Here is a 24,024-nt window from a genome sequence, read left to right on the forward strand (position 1 = left end):
GCGGTCTCGCGGGTTCAGGCGATCATCTGGCCGAAGCGATCGACCTCATCTGAAGTCGTGGCAAAGCTGGTGACGAAGCGATAGAGCAAGTCGTCCTCGCCGACATGGCCGTCGAAGCCGTGCGGCCTGTGCCAGTCGTAAAAGGCTGCGCCGACGGATTGCAGCCTTTCGGCTTCCGCCTTTTTCATCACCGCGAACACCTCGTTGGCCTGCGGCAACCAGGCGAGCTTCGCCGTTGCCGAATCCTCGATCGCAGCCGCCAGGCGCGCGGCCATGGCATTGGCATGACGGGCCGTGTCCAGCCACAGGCCGTCCGTGAAGTAGGCGTCGAACTGCGCTGCGATGAAGCGCGACTTGGAGAACAGCTGTGCGGCGCGCTTGCGCAGGAAGGACAACTCCTTGGCGCGGTCTAGATCGAACAGCACCACCGCTTCGGCGCACCAGCAGCCGTTCTTGGTGCCGCCGAACGAGACGATGTCGACGCCGCGCTTCCAGGTCATTTCGGCCGGCGTCGTCTCAAGCGCGACCAATGCGTTGGCAAAACGGGCGCCGTCCATATGCAGCGGCAGGGAAAAGCGTTTGGCGATCTCCGAAATGGTGGAAATGTCGTCGAGCCCGTACACTGTGCCGACTTCGGTCGATTGGGTGATCGAGACGGCCGTCGGGCGTCCCCAATGGACGATTTCGGGTGCGAAACGGGCGACGGCGCGTTCAAGATTGTGCGGATCGATCTTGCCCAGGGCGCCGTCGACAGCATGGAGACGCGAGCCGCCGCTGAAATATTCCGGCGCGCCGCATTCGTCCTCGATGATGTGCGATTCGCGGTGCGCAAAGGAAATGCCGCCGGGCTTGTTGTAAGCGGCCAGGGACAGCGAGTTGGCCGCCGTGCCGGTAGCGACGAAGAACACCGCGACCTCGCGTTCGAAGATCTCGCTGAAACGCTGGTAGACGGCCCGGTCGAGATCGCCATCGCCATAGGCGGTCGAAAAGCCGCCAGCATTGGCTGACAGCCCGGCGGCAATGTTGGAATGGACGCCCGCCCAGTTGTCGGATGCAAAGAACATCAGGAAAGTCCCTGCCTGGTTGAGAAAGTCTGGTTGCGACAAGAGCGCGACCATGGCCGTTTCGGGGTTTGACGCGCAAGGGCCAAGGGCTGAAAAAGCGGTAAAGCCAAAGGCGATCACGAAGGAGTGCCGGGACCGAAATTTCGTTTCAACAGCGCCCGACGTAATTTTCTGTCGCCAAACGTCCAAGAATTTGGTGAATCGGTCTTGTGTGCGCCCAGGATTTCTGCCATAAAAATTTAGGACAGTAGTGCTGTCTTATTTTGTCGCACAAGTCAGGCTGGATTGGCGTATCATTTGGGCCACTCCGGCCGTTGCCGCGAGCGACGGGTAGACGGCTCGGCTGTGGCCTGTACGATACCGGATACGAACCGGCGGTGCACCGCACGGTCCGCCAAGGATTTCGAAAAGACGTGCCGCAAGAATGAGAGCGGAAGCCAGTCGCTTCCCAAGGTAGACCAGCGCCCCAAATGCTAGACGTGCAAGGGGCCGGATCGGAGGACAGGACGATGACGGAACTGACGCCATCTGCGATTATCGGCCAGGCCGCGCAGACGAAAGCGGCAGCCGTTAAAAATACCGTTCTGACCAAAGAAGGCCGAACCACCAACGGCCTGACCGGCAACGGTATGGCCGCGCAGGGTCTCTACGATCCGCGCAACGAGCATGACGCGTGCGGCGTCGGCTTCATCGTCAACATGAAGAACGTGAAGTCGCACCAGATCGTCAAGGACGGGCTCTTCGTGCTCGAAAACCTGACGCATCGCGGCGCTGTCGGCGCCGATCCGCTGATGGGCGACGGCGCCGGCGTGCTGGTGCAGGTTCCCGATCATTTCTTCCGCGAAGAGATGGCGGCCCAGGGCGTCGAACTGCCGGCGGCAGGCCAATACGGCGTCGGCCACTGGTTCATGCCGCAGGATGCGGCACTGCGCGCCCATATCGAAGAGATCATCGCCGAATCGGCGCTGTCAGAAGGGCTGCCGCTTTTAGGCTTTCGCGACGTGCCAGTCGACAATTCATCGCTGTCGAAGGTGCCCGATATTGCGGCCTCCGAACCGTTCCATCGCCAGGTCTTCATCGGCCGCACATCGGACATTCCAGATGACGAGGAATACGAGGCCAGGCTGTACCTGCTGCGCAAGGTGATTTCCGGCCGTATCTACGCCGAGAACAACAACAAGGATATCGGCGCCTACTGTGTGTCGCTATCGGCGCGTACCATTGTCTACAAGGGCATGTTCCTGGCCTACCAGGTCGGCGCCTATTACAAGGATTTGTCGGATCCGCGTTTCGAGACCGCGCTGATCCTCGTCCACCAGCGCTTCTCGACCAACACCTTCCCGTCCTGGAAGCTGGCGCACCCCTACCGCATGGTCGCGCATAATGGCGAGATCAACACGGTGCGCGGCAACAACAACTGGATGGCGGCGCGCCAGGCCTCGGTCGATTCCGAACTGTTCGGCAACAACATCTCGAAGCTGTGGCCGATCTCCTATGACGGCCAGTCCGACACGGCGTGCTTCGACAATGCGCTCGAGTTCCTGTTCCAGGGCGGCTACAGCCTCAGCCATGCCATGATGATGCTGATCCCCGAAGCCTGGGCCGGCAACAAGCTGATGGATGCCGACCGCAAGGCTTTCTACGAATACCATGCAGCCCTGATGGAGCCGTGGGACGGGCCGGCCGCGGTCGCCTTCACCGACGGCCGCCAGATCGGCGCCACGCTCGACCGCAACGGGCTGCGGCCGGCGCGCTACATCGTCACCGACGACGACCGCGTCATCATGGCGTCAGAGGCCGGCGTGCTGCCGGTGCCGGAGGAGAGGATCGTCAAGAAGTGGCGGCTGCAGCCCGGCCGCATGCTTCTGATCGACCTCGCCAAGGGCCGCATCATTTCCGACGAGGAGATCAAGTCGGAGATCGCCACCAGGCATCCCTACAAGACTTGGCTTAACAACACGCAGCTGATCCTCGAGGATCTGAAGCCGGTCGAGCCGCGCGCGCTGCGCAAGGATGTCAGCCTGCTCGATCGCCAGCAGGCTTTCGGCTACACGCAGGAAGACACCAAGCTGTTGATGTCGCCGATGGCGACCACCGGCCAGGAAGCCGTGGGTTCGATGGGCACCGACACGCCGATCTCGGCGATGTCGGACAAGTCGAAGCTGCTCTACACCTATTTCAAACAGAATTTCGCCCAGGTCACCAACCCGCCGATCGACCCGATCCGCGAGGAGCTGGTGATGAGCCTGGTGTCGTTCATCGGGCCGCGGCCGAACATCTTCGACCTGGTCGGCAATTCGCGCCGCAAGCGGCTCGAAGTGCGCCAGCCGATCCTGACCAATGGCGATCTGGAAAAGATCCGCTCGATCGGCCACACAGAGGACCGTTTCGACACCAAGACCATCGACATCACCTACGGGTCGAGCGAGGGCGCGGCCGGCATGCAGGGCGCCGTCGAGCGTCTGTGCGAGCGCGCCGAGGCGGCCGTTGCCGGCGGCTACAACATCATCATCCTGTCCGACCGCCAGGTCGGTCCCGACCGTATCGCCATTCCGGCACTGCTGGCGACGGCTGCGGTGCACCACCACCTGATCCGCAAGGGTCTGCGCACCGCGGTCGGCCTGGTCGTCGAATCCGGCGAGCCGCGCGAAGTGCATCATTTCTGCTGTCTCGCCGGCTACGGCGCCGAGGCGATCAACCCCTACCTTGCCTTCGACACGCTGCTCGACATGCACAAGCGTGGCGAACTGCCGGCGGAGGTCGACGCCTACGAGGTGGTCTCGCGCTACATCAAGTCGATCGGCAAGGGCATCCTCAAGGTGATGTCGAAGATGGGCATCTCCACCTACCAGTCCTATTGCGGCGCGCAGATATTCGACGCCATCGGGCTGAAGTCGGATTTCGTCGACAAGTACTTCACCGGCACAGCGACGCTGATCGAAGGTGTCGGCCTGGACGAGGTCGCGGCTGAGACGCTCAGCCGCCACACCGACGGTTTCGGCAACGATCCGGTGCTGCGCAACAGCCTCGAGGTCGGCGGCGAGTACATGTACCGCATGCGCGGCGAAGCCCATATGTGGTCGCCCGACGCCGTCGCCACCTTGCAGCACGCCGTGCGCCAGGGCTCGTGGGAGACGTTCAAGGAGTATTCCGCGCAGATCGACAGCGAGACGGCCCGTGCCCAGACCATACGCGGCCTGTTCAGGATCAAGCTTGCGGAAGAGACCGGCCGCAAGAAGGTGGCGATAGAGGACGTGATGTCGGCGGCCGATATCGTCAAGCGCTTCTCGACAGGGGCGATGTCGTTCGGCTCGATCTCGCGCGAGGCACACACGACGCTGGCGCGCGCCATGAACCAGATCGGCGGCAAGTCGAACACCGGCGAGGGCGGCGAAGAGGCCGACCGCTATCTGCCGCTGCCCGGCGGCGGCAAGAACCCCGAACGTTCGGCGATCAAGCAGGTCGCCTCGGGGCGGTTTGGCGTCACCGCCGAGTATCTCGTCAATTCCGATGTCATGCAGATCAAGGTCGCGCAGGGCGCCAAGCCCGGTGAGGGCGGCCAGCTGCCCGGCCACAAGGTCGACGCGACCATTGCGAAGGTCCGGCACTCGACGCCCGGCGTCGGCCTGATCTCGCCGCCGCCGCATCACGACATCTATTCGATCGAGGATCTGGCGCAGCTGATTTACGATCTGAAGAACGTCAACCCGGCGGCCGACGTCTCGGTAAAGCTGGTGTCGGAAGTCGGTGTCGGTACGGTTGCGGCGGGCGTCGCCAAGGCGCGCGCCGACCACATCACCATCTCCGGCTATGATGGCGGCACCGGCGCGTCGCCGCTGACCTCGCTCAAGCATGCCGGCAGTCCATGGGAAATGGGCCTTGCCGAGACGCACCAGACGCTGGTGCTGAACGGGCTGCGCTCGCGCGTTGCACTGCAGGTCGATGGTGGCTTGCGCACGGGGCGCGACGTCATCATCGGTGCGCTGCTCGGTGCCGACGAGTTCGGCTTCTCGACCGCGCCGCTGATCGCGGCCGGCTGCATCATGATGCGCAAGTGCCACTTGAACACCTGCCCGGTCGGCGTCGCGACGCAGGATCCGGTTCTGCGCAAGCGTTTCAAGGGCACGCCCGAGCATGTCATCAACTTCTTCTTCTATGTTGCGGAAGAGGTGAGGGGGCTGCTGGCCGAGATGGGCTACACCCATATCGACCAGATCATCGGCGACAGCGACCTGCTGGAAAAGCGCGAGATGATCCAGCATTGGAAGGCGCGTGGGCTCGATTTCGGCAAGATGTTCTTCAAGCCGGACGCGCCGCATGAGGCGGTGCACTGGACCGAACGGCAGAAACACCCGATCGACGATGTACTCGATCGCAAGCTGATCGAACTGGCGAAGCCCGCGCTCGAAAGCAAGCAGCCGGTCAAGATCGAGGTCGACATCCGCAATGTCGATCGCTCCACGGGCGCCATGCTGTCGGGCGAAGTCGCCAAGCGCTTCAGGCACAAGGGCCTGCGCGAGGACACGATCCAGGTGAAGCTGACCGGCACCGCCGGCCAGTCGTTCGGCGCCTTCCTGGCGCGCGGCATCTCGTTCGATCTCGTCGGTGCGGCCAACGACTATGTCGGCAAGGGCCTGTCGGGCGGACGCATCGTCATCCGGCCGCCGGAGGAGTCCAGGATCGTCGCGGCGGAATCGATCATCGTCGGCAACACCGTCCTCTATGGCGCGACCGAGGGCGAGGCCTATTTCGCAGGTGTCGCCGGCGAGCGCTTCGCGGTGCGCAATTCGGGCGTCGCCGCCGTCGTTGAAGGCGTCGGCGATCATGGCTGCGAATACATGACCGGCGGCATCGTCGTCGTCATCGGCCAGACCGGTCGCAACTTCGCTGCCGGCATGTCGGGCGGCGTGGCCTATGTTCTGGATGAGGCCGGCGATTTCGCCGCGCGCTGCAACATGGCGATGGTCGAGCTGGAGCCGGTTCCGGAAGAAGACGATCTGATGGAAAGGCTGCTGCATCATGGCGGTGACCTCGACCACAAGGGTCGCGTCGACGTCTCGGGCGACATGACCACCCATGACGAGGAACGGCTTTACCAGCTTATCTCGAACCACGTCCATTTCACCGGTTCGGTACGCGGCCGCGAGATACTCGACGACTGGACGACCTTCCGGCCGAAATTCCGCAAGATCATGCCGGTCGAATACCGCCGCGCGCTGATCGAGATGGAACGCATGCGCATGGGCGTGGCGGCGGAATAGGTTTTTCGACTTGCCGGGAGGCGCAGGCTTCCCGGCGGAACTTTCAGCGACAGTTTGACCTCGGATGCAAGGTTGCCACGGCTGCCTCAAGGGGTTAACGGGTGCGAAAACCGCACCATCTGGACAGCAGGAACTGGACTATGGGCAAGGTAACAGGCTTTCTCGAAATCGACCGGCAGGTGCACAAGTACCAGCCGGCCTCCGACCGCATCCGGCATTTTCGTGAATTCACGCTGCCGATGTCGGACAAGGAGGTCGAGAAACAGGCGGCGCGCTGCATGGATTGCGGCATCCCGTTCTGCCACGGGCCGACCGGTTGCCCGATCCACAACCAGATCCCGGACTGGAACGACCTCGTCTACAATGGCGACTGGGACAATGCGATCCGCAACCTGCATTCGACCAACAATTTCCCCGAGTTCACCGGCCGCATCTGCCCCGCGCCCTGCGAGGAAGCCTGCACGCTGAACCTCGAGGACATTCCGGTTGCCATCAAGACTGTCGAACAGGCAATCGCCGACAAGGCTTATGAAACCGGCCATATCCGGCCTTATCCGCCAGAGAAGAAGACGGGCAAGCGGGTCGCTGTCATCGGCTCCGGCCCGGCAGGGATGGCGGCGGCGCAGCAGCTTGGCCGCGCCGGCCACGAGGTCAGCGTTTATGAGCGTGAGAGCCGTCCCGGCGGGCTGATGCGCTACGGCATTCCCGACTTCAAGATCGAGAAGCACTATATCGACCGCCGCATCGAGCAGATGCAGGGCGAGGGCGTGACCTTCCATTGCGGCGTCAATGTCGGCGTCGACAAGCCGGTGGCAGAGTTGCTCGCCGGATACGATGCGGTGCTCTATTGCGGCGGTTCGGAATCGCCGCGTCCGGCCAATATTCCGGGCGACGATCTCGGCGGCGTCTATGACGCCATGCCCTATCTGGTGCAGCAGAACCGCCGCGTCGGCGGCGAGCCGATCCAGTCGGTGGCCTGGCCGTCGCATCCGATCATCGCCGGCGGCCAGCATGTCGTCGTCGTCGGCGGCGGCGATACCGCGTCCGACTGCGTCGGCACCGCCTTCCGCCAGGGCGCGGTGCGTGTCACCCAGCTCGACATCCGCCCGCAGCCGCCGGAGAAGGAAGACAAGCTTTCGGTCTGGCCTTACTGGGCGACCAAGATGCGCACCTCGTCCTCACAGGCCGAAGGTGCGGAGCGCGAATTCCAGGTGGCGACGCTCGAATTCATCGGCGAGGACGGCCAGCTGACCGGCGTCAAATGCTGCGAAGTCGACGAGAAGCGCAAGCCTATCCCCGGCACCGAATTCGTCATCCGTGCAGACCTCGCCTTCATCGCCATCGGCTTTGCCGGACCGGCTGCCGCCGGCGTCGCGAAAGAGCTGGACGGTGAGATGAAAATCACCACCGACAGCCGCCGTTCCCGCAATGTCGAAGCCAACGATCGCGACTACAAGACCAGCGTCGACAAGCTCTACGCCGCAGGTGATGTGCGCCGCGGCCAGTCGCTGGTTGTGTGGGCGATCCGCGAAGGCCGCCAGGCCGCGCGCTCGATCGATGAAGCGCTGATGGGGTCGACGGTACTCCCCCGTTAACGGTTGATCGCCGTCGTCGTATCCGTCGCGGCAGCGGCCTTGGGCGGCCACGAGAAGTCGTCGGCGCGGCCGGGCGAGGCCTCGGGCGCCTTGCCTTCGAGGATTAGTTTTTCGCCGGGCAGATCCGGATTGGCTTTCGGCGCCGCCGCCGCACCGAGAAGTTCGGTACCGCCGTCGAGCGCCGGATCGTTGAGCAGCATCGGAACGGTGCGGTCGACCACGATCGGGGCGGCGGGCAGCGACGGCGCCTCGACCGGGGCGCCGGCCGGTGCGGCAGCCGTCACCACGCTTCCCGGCGCTGCCAGGCCGAGGATCTTGGCCAGCGGCTTTTCGGTGTAGAAGGCGAGCTTTCGCTTGCCGGCTTTCGAGACGTTGATGCCGTCGTCGGAGCGCAGCCGCACGGCCTGGCCGTTAATGTCGGGGCCGGTCGAGACAAAGGCGCCGTTCTCGTCGACGAACCCATCCCAGACATCGACGAATTCGCCGCCGTTCTTCTCGGCAGCCGAGTGGTAGATGTCGTTGAATGCCAGCATGTCGGAGGTCATCTTCGGCGTCTTGAAGGCTGGCATGCCGACCCACAGATAAGGCACCTTGGTCGCCGCCAGTGCCTTTCCCAAGGCTTCGGTCCGGCGTTCGTATTCCTTGGTCCAGTTCTCGGAGCGCGGCTGCTCGCGCACTTCGTTGACGCGCATCTGCTGGCGGTCGTTGGAGCCGAGCATGACGACGACCACGGAGGGTTTTTCGGTCTCGACCAGCGATTTGACCTGTTCGGGCCAATTGTAGACATCATCGCGCACGAAACCCGAAGAACCGTTGGCGCGCTCGACGATCCTGACGTTGGCATTGTCGGCAAAGGCTGTTTCGAGGCCTTCGGCCAGGCCGTAGGCCATGAAATCGCCGATCACCAGAACGACGCGGGCATCCGGTGTCTTCTCGACAATCGGAGCGGAAGGTTCAACGGGTGCACGGGGCTTCTTCTTGACCTTCGGCTTTGCCTTGCGGACGTCGAGCGGCGGCTCGATGCGTTCGCTGCGGCGCGGGAACAGAAGGTCGCGCAGCGACCAGCCGCGGTTCTGCGGTTGTTCCTGCGCCAAAGCCGGTGTGTCGAAACTGCCGGCGACCCCCGTCGCCAGGACAACGATGGCCAGAACGAGGATCGGCAAGCGGAAAACGATCACACGGATACGCGCTGCCGAAACCAAGCACCCTCTCCATCCCTTGGTGCATGGCCCTCGCAGCGGATCATGCACACATCAATGCTACGGCATCCCTTGTGCGCCGCAATGCGCGGCGCTGCCGATGGCTCTATTTCTTTCTGAGCCATTTGAGCACTTCCATGCTCGGATACCCGTCCTGGGTCAAGCCGACCGTTGCCTGATAGGTCATGATGGCGGTTTTCGTGCCGTCACCGATCTTGCCGTCGAACTTGCCGTCGTAAAGTCCGTGCTGCGAAAGCCGCTTCTGCAACTCCTGCCTTTCCTCGAAGGACAGTTTGGTGAAAGGCCGCTTCCAGTCCTGCACCAGACCATTAGAACCGGCGATTTCGTCGGCAAGAAGGCCGACGGCCAGGGCATATTTGTCCGCGTTGTTGTAGGCCTTGATGACGGAGAAGTTCTTGATCATCAGGAAGGCCGGTCCGCCGCGGCCGTCCGGCACTTTCAGGGTCGCCTTGTCGGTTGCGTTCTTGAACGGCTTGCCATTGGCCCTGGCGACGCCGAGCGCCTGCCACTGCGCCAATGTCTTCGAGCCGGCCGGCAGTTTGCCCGCCGGAATGGTGACCTCGTAGCCCCAGGTCTTGCCGCCCTGCCAGCCATTCTTCTTCAGCAGATTGGCTGATGTCGCCAACGCATCGGGGATCGAATTCCAGATGTCGCGCTTGCCGTTGCCGTCCATGTCGACGGCATAATGCTGGTAGCTGGTCGGGATGAACTGGGTCTGGCCCATGGCGCCGGCCCAGGAGCCCATCAGGTGGCTTTCGTCGATGTCGCCGGTCTGCAGGATTTTCAGCGCGGCGACCAATTGGGTGCGGGCGAATTTCGAACGCTTGGCGTCGCCATAGGCGAGGGTTGCCAGCGAGCGGATGACATTGCGCATGATGTCGTCGCGCTTGAGGATCTCGCCATAATTCGATTCCATCGACCAGATGGCGAGCAGGATGTAGCGGTCGACGCCGAACCTGGCTTCGATCCGGTCCAGCCACGGCTTCCATTTCCTGGCCATCTGCTGGCCGACGGCAACGGACTGGTCGTGGACGCGGTTGTCGAAATAGTCCCAGGCGGGCGCGGTGAACTCGGGCTGGGTGCGTGCCTTTTCCAGCACCACCGGGTCGGGTTCATTGATGCCCCGGAACGCTCGGTCGTAGACCGCGCCGGAAACGCCGCCCGCCACGGCCGTGGCGCGGAAGCCGGCGACCCATTGCCGAAACCCGGCATCGGCGAAGGCCGGTCCGGCCGGCATCAGCAAGGCGAGCGAGAGGCTGGCCGCCGTCAGCACGCTGGTAAAGAGTTTTGCGGCACTGCGAACGGACATATTTTCCCCTTTCTCTATCTCAGGAAAGACCATTCATCGCCGAACCGGGTTAGCAATTGGTTTACCATAGGCGGCGCCTGGAACGAAAAGACACCTGGATGCTTTACCGGTTGATGTTCCCTCAATGGCCCGATAATCCACAATTCCGGCGCGAAAATGTCGCGAGGCGGGATTGCCGGGCACGCCCTCAAACGGATAATTGACGCATGAAGCGAGTTCGCAAGGCAGTTTTCCCGGTCGCCGGTCTCGGCACACGGTTTCTCCCGGCCACCAAGGCCATTCCCAAGGAGATGCTGACCGTCGTCGACCGGCCGGTCATCCAGTATGTCGTCGATGAGGCGCGCGAGGCCGGCATCGAACATTTCATCTTCGTCACCGGCCGCAACAAGGCGGTCATAGAAGACCATTTCGATATCCAGTTCGAGCTCTATGATACGCTGGCACAGCGCGGCAAGGACGATCAGCTGGCCCGCTTGCAGCGGCTGCAGCCGGCGCCGGGGCAGACCTCGTTCACCCGCCAGCAGGTGCCGATGGGGCTCGGCCACGCCGTCTGGTGCGCCCGCGAACTGGTCGGCGACGAACCCTTCGCGCTGTTGCTGCCCGACATGATCATGCAGTCGGAGAAGAGCTGCACGAAGGCCATGGTCGAGCTCTACGAGGAGACGGGCAACAACATCATCGCCGTGCAGGAATGCGATCCGGCCGAGACCCACAAATATGGCATTGTCGGCCGCGGCGAGGACACGCATCACGGCTTCCGCATCACCGAGATGGTCGAAAAGCCGAAGACCGGCACCGCACCGTCCAATCTCTACATCAACGGCCGCTACATCCTGCAGCCCGAGATTTTCAAGATCCTCGAAAGCCAGGAAAAGGGCGCCGGCAACGAGATCCAGCTCACCGACGCGATGCTGAAGCTGGAAAAGCAGCAGCCCTTCTTTGGCTACCACTTTCAGGGCCGCACCTTCGATTGCGGCTCGCCGGAAGGCTTCGTCGAGGCCAATGTCGCCTTCGCGCTGTGGCGCAGCGACATGAACGAGAACATGGCCGGCGTCATCCGCACGCTGCTCGATGAGATGAAGCCGTCCGAGCGTCGCGGCGCTGCTTTTTAGCTACCGCTGCAGCTTCAGCCCCAAATAGATGCTGTTGGCGGTGTAGTTGCGCCCGGGCAGATTGCTGGTCAGCTTTTCGGTGCGGGCGCGGCTGGTGAGGCCGACATAGCGGTTCAGCCACCAGGTCAGCCCGGCCTCTGCACTCAGCGTCATGTCATGGCCGTCGGAGCCGGTGTAATTGCGCCAGTCGAGCCCAAGGGCTGCGTTGCCGGTCAGGTCGGCGCGGATCTGCCGCTCGCCGGTGAGGCGGCCGGAATAGAGGATGTCGCCGCTCTCACCGGCATTCGTTGTGCCTTCGACCGTGGTTCGCCCGGTGAGGCCGATGATGGTACCGCGCTCGGGCGACCATTTGAGGTCGGCATTGATGGTGGCTCCCGAAATCGCCTCCAGGTTCTTGTCGTCGATCGCCTCCCTCAGCCAGCCGGCCGAGAACTCACCCTTGAGCTTCTCGCCCATGTCGACTTCGATACCGGCGCGTGCGCCAAGCCGGGTCGAGGAGCGCTCGAAGCCCTTGTTGTCGACCCGTTGGTCATATACCCGGCGGCCGAGCTCAATCTCAGCAAAGGGCGTCAGAGCCGGGGAAATTTCATAGCCAGTCCGCAACGTTGCGGTGTAGAGCGTGTTGTCCTGGTCCTTCTGCGACAGCGAGGTGCCATCGGTAAGTTCGGCATCGCCATAGATGTCGTGGGAGACGGCGCCGGTCAGCGCAAAGCGCAGCTTGCCGACATCCTTCTCGACGGCGAGGCTGCCGTCGACAGTCTGGCGGATCGGCTGCGATTTGACGCCGGCAATGGCGTCGGGCGCGGAGGCCGATTCCGGTGCAATCTCGTAGCCGAGCTTGGCGATGGCGCGCAGTTCATTGTCGAGGTCGACATTGTACGTGCCTTGGATACGGCCGCGTGCCTCATTGATCTTCTGGCCCGAAATGGTGTTGCGGAAATTGCCGTAGCCGTCGATGACCGCCGAATTCTCGCCCCAATCGGAGGCGGCGGAGAAACGCAGCGCCGTTTCGGACAGCACCGCCGACTTGCCGCCAGCGCTGGAATCGGCGTTCGACGTGACGGCAACGCCCTGCTCGAGCGTCGGCCGCAGCAGGAACGAGCCGACCTTGATGCCGGTTGCCGCGTACGGGTCGTCCTCGAGCTTCTTCTTCAGGCCCTCGATGGCGTCGGTGCGCTCGGCGCCGGGGTCGAGCTTTCGTCGGTCGACGCCGTCGACGGTGAGGACACGGCGGTTGGCTATGTCCTGATCGGCGTCGCCTGCCGCAGTGCCGTCCGGAGTCGTTCCGGTGGTGGTCTGGTCCGTGGCTTTGCCAGGCTTCTTCTTGTCGGCAGCCTTGGTTTTGTCCTTGGCCTTGTCTGCATCCGCGTCGGCGCGTTGCTTTGCCGTCGACGGGCGGCGTGGCAGGACGGTTGGCGGCTTGTCGGCGAACGAATCGTCGATGGTCGCCGGCGGGTCGAAAATGCTGTTTGCGCGGGCCTGTGACGGGTCGGTGTCATCAGGCAAGGCGCCATCGCTGGCCGGCACATAAGCGGTTGGCGTGTTTCCCGTGGGGGCGGTGTCGGCAGGGGCGGGCTTGACCTGCGTGTTGGCCTTGCTCAATTGCCTGGCCCGGCGCTGCTGGTCGGACAGGATCGCCGATTCCGAAACTTCGCCGCGCAGCTCGGTCTCCTGGGCATGAAGCGCAGTTGGCCGCAGCAAAGCGAGCACGCTCGTCGCCAGAAGCAGAGCGCAAAACGCTCTGCCCGTTCGACCTTTTTTCTCTTGAGGTTGGGCCCGCGACATCGTCACCACTGCTTGCGCGGCGCAAGCGCGCCATACTTACCGAACCGTAAACGGGGATGGTTAACGGAGGGTTGAAGGGGTGCCTGTCGGACATGGCTGGACGGCAATTCTGTTGGACAGGCGAACGGCAAAGCGCTAATCGCATCAGCCATGCATGCGGGATCCCAAGAAAAGAAGCCTTTGGAGGCTTCGATCGCCTCGGCGCTGAGAACGGTAGCCACGGAACAGGCCGGCGTGGCGGCATTGGCCGCCGCGCTGGAGAACGAACTGGCCGAACCTTTCGCCCGCGCCGTCGACATGGTGTCGCGCATCAATGGCCGCGTCATAGTCACCGGCGTCGGCAAAAGCGGCCATATCGGCACTAAGATCGCGGCCAGTCTGGCTTCGACCGGCACGCCTGCCTTCTTCGTCCATCCGGCGGAGGCCAATCATGGCGACCTTGGCATGATCGCCAGAGACGATGCCATCATCGCCATGTCATGGTCCGGCGAGAGCAGAGAATTGATGGGCATCGTCGCCTATTCCAGGCGCTTCTCGATCCCGCTGATTGCGATTACCGCGGGCGCGGCCTCGGCGCTGGCGCGCGCGGCCGACGTGGTGCTGCTCCTGCCGTCCGTGCCGGAAGCCTGCCCGCACGGCCTGGCGCCGACGACATCGACCCTGCTGCAACTGGTGGTCGGCGATGCGCTGGCTATAGCGCTGCTCGAAGCGCGCGGCTTCACGCCCGACCATTTCCGCACATTCCACCCCGGCGGCCAGCTCGGCGCCAATCTCACGCAGATCCACGAGATCATGCATGTCGGCGAAAGGCTGCCGCTGGTGGCTTCCGGCACGGGCATGCGCGAGGCGATCCTCGAATTGTCGAACAAGGGCTTCGGCTGCGTGGCGATCGCGACGGCGGATGGCGCGTTGGTGGGCATCATCACCGATGGCGACATCAGGCGTCACATCGGCAGCAATCTCATGGAAATGAGCGTCGATCAGGTGATGACGAAAAAGCCGAAGACGGCCACACCGGACACGCTGGTGGCGACGGCGCTGCAGATTATCAACAATTCGGCCATTACGAGCCTGATGGTGGTCGAAGGCAGGCGGCTCGTGGGACTGGTTCATCTGCACGACCTGCTGCGCATCGGCGCCGCCTGAAAAAATCAAAGGACGCGTCGCGTTCGGGAAGCCCTACGCGACGCGCCCTGATTTTCCGGATCGAAAGCGCCATGCGCTTTCGAAATGTCAAACAGCCTCGACGGTCAGTTCCAGATCGGTGTCGGCCGAACTGACGACGCGCACCTGCGTGCCGGCCGGCAGGTCGGGACCGGAGACGCGCCACAGCGTGTCGCCGAGCTTGATGCGGCCGCGACCGTCCTTGATCGGCTCGGCCAGCGTTGCCATCCTGCCGACCAACTGCGCGCCGCGCCGGTTGAGCAGCGGCTGATCACTCGGGACATTACGCCCGCCGACTAGTTTCTTGCCGACGAAGGCCGAGACCAGCGACAGCGCCAAGAAGGCGAGGACCTGGACTTCCCAGGCCCAGAAGCTTGCGTCCCAGATGAGCAGGGAAATCACACCGATTACCAATGCGGCGATGCCGATCCACAGCATGAATATTCCTGGCGCGATGACCTCCATCACCAGGAGGACGAAGCCCAGAACCATCCAGTTCCACGGACCAAGTTCGGAAATGATGCGGTCAAACATGGGCGTGCGCTCCTACTTCCTGTGGAGCATGATCTTTTCCGAAAACCGGTTCCCACTTTTCGGGATCATGCTCGCGACCTCAGTTCTCGTCAGGTCTCAGTTCTCATTCGGGCGAACCACCGGAGGGCGGCCTGCCTGCCTGGCGGCGCCGGCGGTGCCTTCGCTGCGGAACACCTCCCTGGCGATCTCGCTTATGCCGCCGAGCGTGCCGATCAGCGCCGAGGCTTCCATCGGCATCAGCACGACCTTGCTGTTGTTGGCGGTACCGATCTTGCCCATCGCTTCGGTGTATTTGAGCGCCACGAAGTAGTTGAGTGCCTGCACGTCGCCCTTGGAGATGGCTTCCGATACAACCTGGGTGGCTCGCGCTTCGGCCTCGGCCGAGCGTTCGCGTGCCTCGGCGTCGCGGAAGGCGGCTTCCTTGCGGCCTTCGGCCTCGAGGATCTGCGACTGCTTGAGGCCTTCGGCGGCGAGGATCTGCGCACGCTTGTTACGTTCGGCCGTCATCTGACGACCCATCGATTCGATGAGGTTGGCCGGCGGATTGATATCCTTGATCTCGACGCGGGTGATCTTGATGCCCCACGGATGCGCCGCTTCGTCGACGACGCGCAGCAGGCGCTCGTTGATGGCGTCGCGGTTCGACAGCAATTCGTCGAGGTCCATCGAGCCCATGACGGTACGGATGTTGGTCATCGTCAAATTGAGAATGGCGTTCTCCAGGCCGGCGACCTGGTAGGCGGCCTGCGCCGCATTGAGGATCTGGTAGAAGGCGATGCCGTCGACGCCGACAATGGCGTTGTCGCGCGTGATGATTTCCTGGCTCGGAACGTCGAGCACCTGCTCCATCATGTTCATCTTGGCGCCGATGCGGTCGACGAACGGCACGATGAGGTTGAGGCCGGGGCTTAGTGTTTTGGTGTAACGGCCAAAGCGCTCCACCGTATAATTATAGCCTTGCGGGATTGTCCGGATGCCTTTGATAAGAAGCACCAATACCAGAAAGGCAAGCGCACCAATCGCAATACCGAAACCACTGAAGTCCATTTGAATCTCCCTCAGATGCCGGCCATGGCGTTGATTCCATGCAACCGACTTCACCAAACACTTAGGTGTGTTTCAATAATGTTACAATCAGGTGATCGTTGATTATTGGTGCATGGAATAGCGCAACTGCGGCGATCGATCGCCGCAACGTGGCGGCCTCAGACCCAGCCCGACAGCTCGCGCCGCACCATCGCCTCGATCACCGCCATGCCTTCTGCACTGTCGTTGAGGCACGGGATGTGGGCGAATTTCTCGCCGCCGGCGTGATGGAAGGTCTCGGCCGCCTCGCGGCCGATTTCGTCCAGCGTCTCGATGCAGTCGACGGAAAAGCCTGGGTTGACGATGGCGATCGATTTCACGCCGTCCTTCGCCAGTTTCTCGACCGTCTTGTCGGTGTAGGGCTGCAGCCATTCCTGGGCGCCGAAGCGCGACTGGAAGGTGATGATCAGCTTCTTTTCATCCCACCCCAGTCGTTCACGCAACAGCCGTGTCGTCTTCTGGCAGTGGCAGTGATAGGGATCGCCCTTCTCGAAATAGGGCTTCGGGATGCCGTGATAGGAGGTGATGACCACCTCGGGCTCGAAGTCTAGCGTTGCCAGATGCCGTTCGATCGAATGGGCGAGCGCCTCGATGTAGACCGGCTCGTCATAGTAGGGCGGAACACTGCGCACGGCAGGCGCGCGGCGCATCTTCATCAAGGCGCGAAACAGCTGGTCGTTGGCGGTCGCGGTGGTGGTCGCGGAGTATTGCGGGTAGAGTGGGAACGACAGGATGCGGTCGCAGCCTTGCTCGACCAGCCTTTGAGCGACGCTCGCGGTCGAGGGGTTGCCGTAGCGCATCGCCCAGTCGACCACGACATCGGGTAGGTCGATGAGCGCTGCGGCCAGCTTTTCGCCCTGCGCGCGGGTGTAGGTGCGCAGCGGCGACTCGTTCCTCTCGCGGTTCCATATCCTGGCGTAATTGGCGCCGGACTTCTTCGGTCTGGTGGTCAGTACCAAGCCGTAGAGGATCGGATACCAGATCGCCTTGTTGAGTTCGATGACGCGCGGATCGGACAGGAATTCGCGGAGATAGCGCCACATCGGCTTGAAATCGGTACCGTCGGGCGTGCCGAGATTGACCAGCATGACGCCGATCTTGCCTGCCTTTACCGGCGGATGTCCGGCCGGTAGCGGGTCGAGCGCTTTCGCGGCTTTGGGGTCGACAGGCGTGGAAAGCGTCATGAAGGTCTCCCGACACCGCGAAAACCGACGATGTCGGGCGAAACTAGCGATGCGGCGCGAGTTTTCAATGCTGCGTCTGGCCGCACCTTACCTTGAAAGCCAAAAACCCCGCCGGTTACCCGGACGGGTTTTGCTGGTCGCAAGTGCGAAGCGAGGTTACTTCGCCGGAATGGTCAAGGTCGCGCCGACAGGAAGCCGGCGTGGTTCGTAGCCTTTGTTGGCCTCGGAGATCACCTTCCACTTGGCGCCGTCGCCGTAGGCCTTCTTGGCGAGATCCCAATAGGTATCGCCGGCGACGATGACATGGCTGGCTTCGGCCGGGGCGGCGTCAGCCGGCTTTGCCGGAGCAGGTGCGGCTTCGGCCGGTTTTGCCGGTTCGGCCGGAGCCGGCGTTGCCGGGGCGGTTTCCGCCGGGACAGTCGGCGGCGTGGTGGTGATGTCGCCGGAGCCTGCCGGCAATGCGGGCATCGCCGGCTCCGCCGGTGCAGCCTCGGCCGGTTTTGCCGGTTCCGCTGGAGCAGGTGCCGGTTCGGCTGGTTTTGCCGGCTCGGCGGCCGGGGCAGCCGCTACGGTTGCGGTAACCTCGGTGATGCGGCCGTCGAGCTTGGGCGTATAGGGCCGGTGCGCGGCGAGATAGTCGGCGACCACCTGTTCGAGGCCCGGGCCGTAATCATAGGCGTTCTTGGCCTTCTCGGCGAAGACCTTGTAGCCGTCGCCGCCCTGGCGGACGTAATTGTTGGTGGCGACCAGATAGTCCTTGTCCGGATTGATCGGCGCCCAGGCACCGTTCTGCATCACCTCGACCGACTTGACTCGGCCGGCATTGGGCGCGACCGACTTGTCGAAGGAGTATTTGAGACCTGCCACCTGCGGGAAGCGGCCGCCGCCGTCCTCGACCTGGCTGACGCCGTTTTCCAGCCCGGCAACCAGATCCTTTCCGGAAATCTGGAAGGTCGCCAGCGTGTTCTGGAACGGCAGCACGGTCAGCACCTCGCCCATGGTGACGGTGCCCTTGTCGATCGAAGCACGCAGGCCGCCGCCATTCGAGACGACGATCTCGACGCCCTGTCCCTTGACGCGGTCGAGGATGGCGTCGGAGACGAGGTTGCCCATCGCGCATTCCTTGGTGCGGCAGCTTTCGCGGCTGCCGTCGATGGCCTCGGTGGTCTCGGCCACTTCCTTGTTCTTCAGCGCCTCGATCGGCGCGCCAAGCTCCTTGATGCGGGCAAGAACGGCCGGATCGGGAGTGATCGACTTGTCGAGGAAGATCGGGTCGCCGCTGGCTTCCTTGACGTTGCCATTGTCGTCGAACACGACCTTGAATTCGCCGAGATATTTCGAATAGGACGCGGCCTGCACCACAGGCACCTTGGAGCCGTCGGGGTTGTCGACCATCGTCGGGTAGGGGCCTTCAGCCTTCGGGTCGGTGTTGGACAGAAGCGAATGGCTGTGGCCGCCGACCACCACATCGATGCCCGGGATCTTGGCGATGACATCGCGCTCGCGCCTGTAGCCGATATGGGTGACGGCAATGATCTTGTTGACGCCTTGCGCCTTCAGCTTCTCGACCTCGGCGGTGATCGACTTGACGTCGTCGGCGATGGTGATGTTGGGGCCGGGAGAGGCGAGTTCCGGCGTGTCGTTGGTCACGGCGCCGACAATGCCGATCTTCTGGCCGCCGACCTCAAGCACAATCGACGGCTTGATCTTGCCTGCGGCGCCGGACTTGTCGTTGGGCACGACATTGGCGCTGACGATCGGGAACTTCGCCTTGTCGAGATAAGGCACCAGCGCGCTCTCGCCATCGTCGAATTCGTGGTTGCCGAGCGTCACCGCGTCGGGCTTGATCTGATTGAGGAATTCCTCCTCCGCCGTGCCCTTGTAGGTGATGTAGAACAGCGATCCCTGAAAGCTGTCGCCGGCATTGAGCAGCAGCACGTTCTGGCCTTCGAGCTTCTTGCGCTCCTGTGCGATCGCGGTGACCAGCCGGCCGGCGCCGCCGATGCACTCACCCTTGGTCTCTTCCTCGGCCGAGCAGGTCGACTCGTATTTGTTGTTGCCTTCGATGCGGCTGTGCCAATCGTTGAAATGCAGGATGTTCAACGTGTAGTCGGCAAAGGATGGTGCGGCCGACAGGCCGAGTGTCGAGGCAGAGAGGGCGGCAATGGCGGCGAGCTTCTTCATCTTCGTCTCCCGGATATGATCAAAGGCGTTTAACGCTCTTGCCCGACTGCAGGATAACAGCCAGCATTTCGGGTATGTTCACATCGCGGTTGTGGCGATGCAAGAAGAATCAGGGCGGATAACCGGCATCGGTTTGCCGGCATAAAAAAGGCGGCGGCATCGCGCCGCCGCCATCCGCAAAGCCGCATGGGAAAGGTTCAGCCGCGCCTGGTCAGCACGAAGTTCTGCCCGGCGGAGCTGGTGCAATTCAGCTGGTTTATGGACACCAGCAGGCAGTTGAAAGCGATTGGCTGCTGCCGGATCAGCGAGGTTCCGTTGATCTCGACCGAGGTGGCGCCGGTCTTGGTGTAGCTGCCGTCAGCGAATTTCTCACCGGTCTCCGCCGAAACGGTGGTGAAGACGCCGCCGTTCAATGTCGAGACCGCCTTGCCCTCGGCGTTCAGCCAGGAGCCTTCGACGCCTCGCGCCTGCGATGAGATCGGTGGCCCGTCGGAACCGCCGGTGGTGCAGGCGGCAAGCATCGTCGCAAGAACGCCCGCCGCGCCCGCAGAAAGAATTTTGCGCGCAATCGTCATATCAAATCCTCTCCTGGCGCATCGGCCCAATCGCCAAACGACGTTTGGGGAACCGATGTGCGTGGCCTCAAGTTTCCAGAGCCGTCCCTCGTGCGTCCAAACGGATGCACACTGCTCTCGTCCGCATCCCTTCAATCGCCCGATTTCCGGGCGATTGCAAGGCAGTGGGGCAGGGGTATGGAACCGCTATCGAACGAGGATGTTGCGGAATTGCCACGGGTCGCTTTTGTCGAGGTCCTCGGGAAACAGGCCCGGACGGTTATCGAGCGGCGTCCAGTCGGTGTAGTAGCCCTTGACCGGTCCGAGATACTGGGACTGAACTTCCAGGCAGCGCTTGTAGTCCATCTCGTCGGCCTCGACGATGCCGGCTTCCGGGTTTTCCAGCGCCCAGACCATGCCGGCGAGCACGGCCGAGGTGACCTGCATGCCGGTAGCGTTCTGGTAGGGCGCCAGCTTGCGGGCTTCGGCCAGCGACAGCTGCGAACCGTACCAGTAGGCGTTCTTGGCATGGCCGTAGAGCAGCACGCCAAGCTCGTCGACGCCGTCGACCAGCTCGTTTTCGTCCAGCACATGGTGCACGGGTTGCGCCTTGCCGGCGGCGCCGAACATTTCGTGCAGCGACAGCACGGCGTCGTTGCAGGGGTGATAGGCATAATGGCAGGTCGGGCGGTATTGGACCTTGCCCTTCTTACCGCGCACGGTGAAGAAGTCGGCGATCGAGATCGCCTCATTGTGCGTCACCAGGAAACCGTATTGCGCGCCCGGCGTCGGGCACCAGGAGCGCACGCGGGTGTTGGCGCCGGGCTGTTCGAGATAGATCGCAGCCTTGGAGCCATGCTTGTGCTCCTTGCCGTTCTTCGGCATCCATCTCTCATGCGTGCCCCAGCCGAGCTCGGCCGGCTGCAGCCCTTCCGAGATGAAACCCTCGACCGACCAGGTGTTCCAGAACACGTTCATCGGCTTCGGCTTCTTGGTGCGCTGGGTGTCGCGCTCGGCGATGTGGATGCCCTTGACGCCGGCCTTCTTCATCAGCTTCGCCCAGCCGTCACGGTCGTCCTGCGCCGGTTCGGAAAACTCGAGGCCGAGGTCGCCGGCAAGGTTCAGCAGCGCCTGCTTGACGAACCACGAGACCATGCCCGGATTGGCGCCACAGGTCGAAACCGCGGTAGCGCCGCCGGGCTTGTCGTGCTTCTCCTTGATCAAGGCTTCGCGCAGCGCGTAGTTGGTGCGGCTGGCATTGTCGGCCTTGGCGTCGAAATAGAAGCCGCGCCACGGCTCGACGACGGTGTCGATGTAGAGCACGCCGAGCTTGCGGCAGAGCCGCATCAGGTCGACCGAGCCGGTATCGACCGACAGATTGATGCAAAAGCCCTGGCCGCCGCCATTGGTCAAAAGCGGCGTCAACAGTTTCTTGTAGTTTTTCTCGGTCACGTGCTCCTGGACGAAGGCGATGCCGCGCTCGTCGAGCAGCTTGCGGTCGGTGTCGAGCGGGTCGATGACCGTCATGCGCGACTTGTCGAATTTGAAATGGCGCTCGATCAGAGGCAGCGTTCCCCGTCCGATCGAACCAAAGCCGATCATCACGACAGGGCCGGTGATTTCACCGTAAACGGGCCAGTTTTCATTCGCCATTTTATCGAGCACTCCTTCAAGCAACGCGCCAAACGGCCGTTCGACCGCCGCGCGACAAACCATAGATCATTGTCACAATAAAGCGAAAAGCAGGGATAAGGTTAGTTCCCGGCCGTGCAGATACGCCTACGGTTCGAGCAGTTTCGCGAATTCCGGTGTGAACAGCGCTTGTGCTTCGGAGACCGGCATTTCAACGAGATCGCCGCCGCAAGCCTGGATGACGTTGGGCAAACCTTGCAGGCCGAAGACCAGAACCTGCCTGTCGCCATCGCGCTTCAGGCTGGCGCCGAGATAGTCGCCGATCAAATCGTCGATGCCGCATTCGGCCTCGTAATCCACCTCGGTCTGGTCGCTGGGCTTCTTGCGCTTCTCTTTGACGAAGGTGGCCAGCGAGGGGCCTGGCTTGCCGTCGACCGTATCGGAAAACATGTCCTGAAGGGTAAGCAAGGCGCCACGGCGCACGTCCATGACATAGGCGTCGGAATAGTTGTTCGGATGCGCACCGCCGCAATAGAGGCTGCCGGATTCGGACCAACTCATCAGCTTCGGCGTCAATGACGTAACTTTGAACGTCGAGTCTTCATAGCCGCCAAGCGAATCGTCATCCATGCCCTCCATCGGTGGTCCATCGTGGAAGCCGGCGTATTGCAGCGCCGCGCACGTCAAGGCGCTGAGGCTGTCATGCCAATGGCGGTTCTGCAGCAAGGCATTGGCGGCTTCGATCGGCGCGCCGCCGGCGAGATCGACGATGCGCGGCCTGGCGAATTTGGTGCGCGGATCGGTGACATAGCTGTAGGCTGCATCCGGCCAACCTTCCTTGGCGTCTGCCTCGGGCGCGAAATCCAGCTTGAGATAGTCGTAGGGCGATGCCGCCATGGTGATCGGCGCATCGTCGCCCGAGAATGTCATGTCGGTGAAATCATAGAGATCGCGTGGCGTCGTCGCCGGCGTCTCCGTCTGGGCACGGCTGGCGATCCTTGTCAGCTTCAGCGGCAGGGTCTTTTTGGCCGTCCAGGTGCCTTCCAGCGTCTTGCCCTTGTCGGCGGAACTCAACCGCCAGACGGCGCCGATGGGTGGAGCCTGGCCGTCGCCGCACTTCTTGGCATCGCAGGCTTCTTCCTCGGCCAATTGAAAGGTGGCGCCCTTGCTCGACTTCGCCTGCAGAGGAATATCGACGCCCTTGGAGCGGTAGAAATAGCGCGCCGCCAGTGCCTCTCCAGCCGTCGCCGGATCACCGGTAAACTCGACGACGATGTCGATGTTGCCGAGCTTCCCCGCATAGGTCACCGGTTCCGCATGCGCTGTTGCCGGCAACGCCAGGAATGCACCGAGCAGGACGGCTAGCTTCAGAACATGTCGGATCATCGTCACTCCTTAGCCATGGTTTGCAGGCGTTGCACCAGCCGGTCACGGTCTGATGTCATCCCCTTGTAGTCGAGTTGAGCCTCATCCAGCGCCTGCAATTGCGCCGCGAAAGAGGCGGCAAGCGTTGCCCGGTCGGGATGCCGCGCCAGCACTTTCAGCGGGTCGAGATGGATGCGGATGGTGAACAGGATGTCGCGCGACAGAGGCAGTTTGCGCAGCGTCTGGCGCTCCACGCGGATGAAGGCATGGGTGTTGACGTCGCCGTCGGGAAATCGCGAGGGGCGCCTGGTGGCGCGGTCGATGCGCTCGACATTGGAGAGCGGATGATAGAGCGCGTCGCCGGCCTGGATCGACCAGTTGAAGCGTTCGACAGCCTGACCCTGCAGGCCGTCGAACATGCGGTTGATGAGCTCGGCCGGCCTGGTGCCCGGACCGAAGCCGGGCACCGGTGCGTGGATCTGCTGCAGCGGCCGGCCGAATTTCTCGACCAGCGACCAGGATGACGGGAAGCACAGCGAGCCGGCGGCGAGTCGCCAGCCCGTGTCGTCACGGCGCATCAGGATCAGGTCTTCCTGGACGAGCAGCGACGCTGCGACCAGCGGGGCATCGGGGAAGGTGGCGTCAGAGTCGGCTTTGGCGCCAATGACCTCAACCCCGGCATTGGTGCGCCGGTACATCCCGGGAAATGTCGACAGCAGATGTGCTTCGATGAGGCCGCGCACTTCGCGCTGGGCGTCGCGCGTGCCGTCTTCCTCGACAAACACCTTGTCGGGGATTTCGGCATACAGCCGGCGCTTTTCGGCGAGATGGTCGAAGAGATACCGGTCGACCTCGATCCACTTGTCGAGTTCGAGCGGCTTCAGCCCGATGGTGAAGAGCTTTGAGGAGCCATCATAGGGCGTGTGCGTGGGCTGACGAGAATTCATGCTTCGCTAGAAAGTGTCCAATGCCGGC

Annotated in this window: 16 protein-coding genes; 4 read left to right on the forward strand and 12 right to left on the reverse strand. The window is 62.9% G+C overall.

Annotation, left to right across the window (positions count from 1 at the left end):
- Nucleotides 1–14: 14 nt before the first annotated feature.
- Nucleotides 15–1,064, reverse strand: a complete 1,050-nt coding sequence (locus NKJ75_RS01600; protein WP_352499068.1) for a threonine aldolase family protein — start codon at nucleotides 1,062–1,064, stop codon at nucleotides 15–17.
- Between the two features lie 509 nt (nucleotides 1,065–1,573).
- Between NKJ75_RS01600 and gltB the strand changes: the two genes are divergently transcribed.
- Complete coding sequence (gltB, locus tag NKJ75_RS01605; protein WP_352499069.1) at nucleotides 1,574–6,325, forward strand: glutamate synthase large subunit; 4,752 nt, start codon at nucleotides 1,574–1,576, stop codon at nucleotides 6,323–6,325.
- 140 nt (nucleotides 6,326–6,465) lie between these two features.
- Nucleotides 6,466–7,920 carry a glutamate synthase subunit beta gene (locus NKJ75_RS01610; protein WP_023686414.1) on the forward strand — a complete coding sequence of 485 codons (1,455 nt, stop codon included), beginning with the start codon at nucleotides 6,466–6,468 and terminating at the stop codon, nucleotides 7,918–7,920.
- On the opposite strand, the gene NKJ75_RS01615 is transcribed toward NKJ75_RS01610, so the two are convergent.
- Both NKJ75_RS01615 and NKJ75_RS01620 read right to left on the reverse strand, forming a co-directional pair.
- Nucleotides 7,917–9,122, reverse strand: coding sequence for an SGNH/GDSL hydrolase family protein (locus NKJ75_RS01615; RefSeq protein ID WP_023744195.1), 1,206 nt, complete (start codon nucleotides 9,120–9,122; stop codon nucleotides 7,917–7,919). The two genes, NKJ75_RS01610 and NKJ75_RS01615, sit on opposite strands and share 4 nt — an antisense overlap.
- A 103-nt stretch (nucleotides 9,123–9,225) precedes the next feature.
- Nucleotides 9,226–10,449: a lytic murein transglycosylase gene (locus NKJ75_RS01620; protein WP_023744196.1), complete on the reverse strand. Its 1,224-nt coding sequence runs from the start codon at nucleotides 10,447–10,449 to the stop codon at nucleotides 9,226–9,228.
- 206 nt (nucleotides 10,450–10,655) lie between these two features.
- Between NKJ75_RS01620 and galU the strand changes: the two genes are divergently transcribed.
- Nucleotides 10,656–11,561 (forward strand): UTP--glucose-1-phosphate uridylyltransferase GalU, encoded by a 906-nt coding sequence (gene galU / locus NKJ75_RS01625; RefSeq protein WP_023671956.1) that lies wholly within the window; start codon nucleotides 10,656–10,658, stop codon nucleotides 11,559–11,561.
- On the opposite strand, the gene NKJ75_RS01630 is transcribed toward galU, so the two are convergent.
- The gene (locus tag NKJ75_RS01630) at nucleotides 11,562–13,346 is read right to left on the reverse strand and encodes an outer membrane beta-barrel protein (RefSeq protein ID WP_352499070.1); all 1,785 of its coding nucleotides are present in this window, start codon (nucleotides 13,344–13,346) and stop codon (nucleotides 11,562–11,564) included. It abuts the gene before it with no gap.
- Nucleotides 13,347–13,496: 150 nt separating this feature from the next.
- Between NKJ75_RS01630 and NKJ75_RS01635 the strand changes: the two genes are divergently transcribed.
- The gene (locus NKJ75_RS01635) at nucleotides 13,497–14,492 is read left to right on the forward strand and encodes a KpsF/GutQ family sugar-phosphate isomerase (protein WP_023671954.1); all 996 of its coding nucleotides are present in this window, start codon (nucleotides 13,497–13,499) and stop codon (nucleotides 14,490–14,492) included.
- A gap of 87 nt (nucleotides 14,493–14,579) precedes the next feature.
- Here the strand turns inward: NKJ75_RS01635 and NKJ75_RS01640 are convergent, their stop codons facing one another.
- The 8 genes from NKJ75_RS01640 to NKJ75_RS01675 form a co-directional block, all read right to left on the reverse strand.
- The gene (locus tag NKJ75_RS01640; RefSeq protein WP_023701036.1) at nucleotides 14,580–15,044 is read right to left on the reverse strand and encodes an NfeD family protein; all 465 of its coding nucleotides are present in this window, start codon (nucleotides 15,042–15,044) and stop codon (nucleotides 14,580–14,582) included.
- A gap of 96 nt (nucleotides 15,045–15,140) precedes the next feature.
- Nucleotides 15,141–16,091: an SPFH domain-containing protein gene (locus tag NKJ75_RS01645; RefSeq protein ID WP_023701037.1), complete on the reverse strand. Its 951-nt coding sequence runs from the start codon at nucleotides 16,089–16,091 to the stop codon at nucleotides 15,141–15,143.
- 158 nt (nucleotides 16,092–16,249) lie between these two features.
- Nucleotides 16,250–17,314 carry a ferrochelatase gene (gene hemH, locus NKJ75_RS01650; protein ID WP_023686407.1) on the reverse strand — a complete coding sequence of 355 codons (1,065 nt, stop codon included), beginning with the start codon at nucleotides 17,312–17,314 and terminating at the stop codon, nucleotides 16,250–16,252.
- Nucleotides 17,315–17,470: 156 nt separating this feature from the next.
- Nucleotides 17,471–19,498, reverse strand: coding sequence for a bifunctional metallophosphatase/5'-nucleotidase (locus tag NKJ75_RS01655; RefSeq protein ID WP_023701038.1), 2,028 nt, complete (start codon nucleotides 19,496–19,498; stop codon nucleotides 17,471–17,473).
- A 197-nt stretch (nucleotides 19,499–19,695) separates the two neighbouring features.
- The gene (locus NKJ75_RS01660) at nucleotides 19,696–20,073 is read right to left on the reverse strand and encodes an Omp10 family outer membrane lipoprotein (protein WP_023671949.1); all 378 of its coding nucleotides are present in this window, start codon (nucleotides 20,071–20,073) and stop codon (nucleotides 19,696–19,698) included.
- A gap of 186 nt (nucleotides 20,074–20,259) precedes the next feature.
- On the reverse strand, nucleotides 20,260–21,705 hold the full coding sequence (locus tag NKJ75_RS01665; RefSeq protein WP_023833567.1) for a homospermidine synthase: 1,446 nt from the start codon (nucleotides 21,703–21,705) through the stop codon (nucleotides 20,260–20,262).
- Between the two features lie 126 nt (nucleotides 21,706–21,831).
- Complete coding sequence (locus NKJ75_RS01670) at nucleotides 21,832–23,070, reverse strand: hypothetical protein (RefSeq protein WP_023833566.1); 1,239 nt, start codon at nucleotides 23,068–23,070, stop codon at nucleotides 21,832–21,834.
- A 2-nt stretch (nucleotides 23,071–23,072) separates the two neighbouring features.
- A complete protein-coding gene (locus tag NKJ75_RS01675) occupies nucleotides 23,073–23,996 on the reverse strand; it encodes a heme-dependent oxidative N-demethylase family protein (RefSeq protein ID WP_023704010.1) in 924 nt (307 codons plus the stop codon).
- Between the last annotated feature and the right edge of the window lie 28 nt (nucleotides 23,997–24,024).

The organism is Mesorhizobium sp. M0058 (assembly GCF_040323095.1).
In the GTDB taxonomy this organism is placed as follows: domain Bacteria; phylum Pseudomonadota; class Alphaproteobacteria; order Rhizobiales; family Rhizobiaceae; genus Mesorhizobium.